General features: G+C 63.7%; 2 protein-coding genes. Both read left to right on the top strand.

What is annotated here, in order from left to right; translation table 11 throughout:
- The first annotated feature begins 266 nt into the window (after window positions 1-266).
- Window positions 267-563 (top strand): metal-sensing transcriptional repressor, encoded by a 297-nt coding sequence (locus tag WMO66_RS02295; protein WP_349134793.1) that lies wholly within the window; start codon window positions 267-269, stop codon window positions 561-563.
- Window positions 564-599: 36 nt separating this feature from the next.
- On the top strand, window positions 600-3,137 hold the full coding sequence (locus WMO66_RS02290; RefSeq protein ID WP_349134792.1) for a heavy metal translocating P-type ATPase: 2,538 nt from the start codon (window positions 600-602) through the stop codon (window positions 3,135-3,137).
- The last annotated feature ends 163 nt before the right edge of the window (window positions 3,138-3,300 follow it).

The following is a 3,300-nucleotide window of genomic DNA, read 5'->3' as shown; positions in this document are numbered from 1 at the left end:
GCGTGCGTCAGCACGATGCGAGTGTGCGTAGCACACGGGATTCCTGATGAAATGTTTTAATCAGGAATCAGTATGAGGAGTTGCAGCGGCTGTTGTGAAAACGGTAAACGCTCGCTGCGCCCGAACCGCCGGCCCTGCCGGCGGTTTTTTACGCGCAAAAACGGAAAAACTGAAAAAAGTTCTGCGCTCCATCTTGACAAAATACCCTGCAGGGGTATATAATCAAGATACCCCAATGGGGTATCTGAAAGAACGAGGTGACCGTCATGGAAGAATGCTGCTGCCAGAAGACCAAGGTCCGCACGGACGAGGAATACAAGAGCCTGATGAACCGGCTGAACCGGATCGAGGGCCAGATCCGCGGTCTGAAGGGCATGCTGGAGAAAAACGCCTACTGCCCCGACATCCTGACGCAGGCGGCCGCAGCCAACGCGGCGGTGAACGCCTTCTGCAAGGAGCTGCTGGCCGACCATATCCGCACCTGTGTCGCGGAGAATATCCGCGCCGGGAACGACGAGGTGATCGACGAGCTTGTGCGCACCATGCAGAAGCTCATGAAGTGAAGCGATCCCGGAAATTCATCGGAAAGGATGGGAACGATGGAACAATATCAAGTGACCGGAATGAGCTGCGCGGCCTGCAGTGCCCGCGTGGAAAAGGCCGTCTCCAGGGTGCCGGGCGTGACGTCGTGCAGCGTGAGCCTGCTGACGAACTCCATGGCCGTTGAGGGAACGGCGGACGAAGCCGCCATTGTCGCCGCCGTGACGGAGGCGGGCTATGGCGCAAAGCGCAAGGGCGCAGAACCGTCGGCCGCCCGGCCGTCCGAGGCACTCGAGGCGCTGGAGGACCATGAAACGCCGAAGCTGAAGCGCCGCCTTATCGCGTCGGTCGGCTTCCTGCTTGTGCTGATGTACCTCTCCATGGGCCACATGATGTGGGGCTGGCCGCTGCCGGGCTTCCTGGAGGGCAACCACGTCGCCATGGGCCTTACCGAGATGCTGCTGACGATCATCATCATGGTCATCAACCAGCGCTTCTTCCTCAGCGGCTTCCGCAGCCTGCTGCACCGCGCGCCGAATATGGACACCCTCGTGGCCCTCGGCTCCACGGCTGCCTTCGGCTACAGCACCTATGCGCTGTTTGCCATGACGGCCGCGCAGCTGCACGGCGATGCCGAGCTGGTCATGCACTATATGGACGAATTCTATTTTGAATCCGCCGCCATGATCCTCACGCTCATCACCGTCGGCAAAATGCTCGAGGCCCGCTCAAAGGGCAAGACGACAGACGCCCTCAAGAGCCTCATGAAGCTCGCCCCGAAGACGGCGACTGTCGTCCGTTCCGGTAAGGAGACGCTCGTCCCCATCGAGCAGGTGCGCACCGGCGACATTTTTGTCGTCCGCCCCGGTGAGACCATCCCTGTGGACGGTGTCGTCGAGGAGGGCAGCAGCGCCGTGAACGAGGCCGCGCTGACCGGCGAGAGCATCCCTGTGGATAAGGCTGCGGGCGACGCCGTCTCTGCTGCCACGCTGAACCAGTCCGGCTTCCTGCGCTGCCGCGCCTCGCGCGTCGGCGAGGATACGACGCTCTCGCAGATCATCCGCATGGTCAGCGACGCAGCCGCAACAAAGGCCCCCATTGCGAAGGTGGCCGACCGCGTCTCCGGTGTGTTCGTCCCGGCCGTCATCAGCATTGCGCTTGTCACGTTTGTTATCTGGATGCTTGTCGGCCAGACCGTGGGCTATGCGCTGGCGCGCGCCATCTCCGTGCTCGTCATCAGCTGCCCGTGCGCCCTCGGCCTTGCCACGCCGGTGGCCATCATGGTCGGCAACGGCGTTGGCGCAAGACACGGCATCCTGTTCAAGACGGCCGCTTCGCTGGAATCGGCCGGGCGCGTCGAGATCGTCGCGCTGGATAAGACTGGCACCATCACGCAGGGCGAGCCGGAGGTCACGGACCTGCTGCCCGCGCCGGGCGTGACGGAGGATGAGCTGCTGCGGCTGGCCAATGCGCTCGAGCAGCGCAGCGAGCATCCGCTGGCCCGTGCCGTGGTGCGCCGCGCGGCCGGCATGGACGCGCCGGAGGTCACAGACTTCCGCGCCGTGCCCGGCAACGGCCTGACGGCCGAGCTGGACGGGCAGAAGCTTGCGGGCGGTAATCTTGCCTTTGTGCAGAGCCTTGCCGCGATCCCGCAGGAGACGCAGGACCGTGCTGCCCGGCTGGCAGAGCAGGGCAAGACGCCGCTGTTCTTCTGCCGCAGCGGCAAGCTGCTCGGTGTGATCGCTGTGGCGGACGTCATCAAGCCGGACAGCCCGCAGGCCGTCCGGGAGCTGCAGGGCATGGGCATCCGCGTCGTCATGCTGACGGGCGATAACGAGCGCACGGCAAAGGCCATCGGCGCGCAGGCCGGTGTGGACGAGGTCATCGCTGGCGTCCTGCCGGACGGCAAGGAGGCTGTGATCCGCCGCCTGAAGGAGCAGGGCAAGGTCGCCATGGTCGGCGACGGCATCAACGACGCCCCCGCCCTGACGCGCGCGGACACCGGCATCGCCATCGGCGCAGGCACGGACGTCGCCATCGACGCGGCGGACGTTGTGCTCATGAAGAGCCGCCTGCTCGACGTCCCGGCTGCCATCCGCCTGAGCCGCGCTACGCTGCGCAATATCCACGAGAATCTGTTCTGGGCATTTTTCTACAATGTCATCGGCATCCCGCTTGCCGCCGGTGCATGGATCCACCTGCTCGGCTGGGAGATGAACCCGATGTTCGGCGCGGCGGCGATGAGCCTTTCGAGCTTCTGCGTCGTGACGAACGCCCTGCGCCTGAACCTGTTCCGCATCCGTAGCACGAAGCACGACCACAAGCGGAAGAACCACGCAAAGCAGACCGTCGTTCCGGCGGCTGAAAACCATAAAAATCACAAGGAGGAAAATCCCATGGAAAAGACGATGAAGATCGAAGGTATGATGTGCGGTCACTGCGAGGCCCGCGTGAAGAAGTGCCTCGAGGCCCTGCCGGGCGTCGAAAAGGCCGAGGTCAGTCATGTCAGCGGCACGGCCGTCCTGACGCTGTCTGCGCCGGTCGGGGACGCACTTCTGAAAAAGACCGTCGAGGATCAGGGCTATCAGGTCATCTGAATCCGGAAAAATACTGCCGCAGGGGTTCGCTCCTGCGGCAGTATTTTTTGTGGCGCAAGGCCACCGGATTTGTCATTGCGAGGAGGCCGAAGGCCGCCGTGGCGCCCTGAGCGCGAAGCGCGAGGAAGTGCCCTTGGGGTGCAATCTCGCAGTACCCGAGTGG

The organism is Faecousia intestinalis, assembly GCF_040096185.1.
GTDB lineage: Bacteria > Bacillota > Clostridia > Oscillospirales > Oscillospiraceae > JAZOXB01.
The sequence above is the reverse complement of the archived record's forward strand: the minus strand, read 5'-3'. Positions and strand labels throughout refer to the sequence as shown.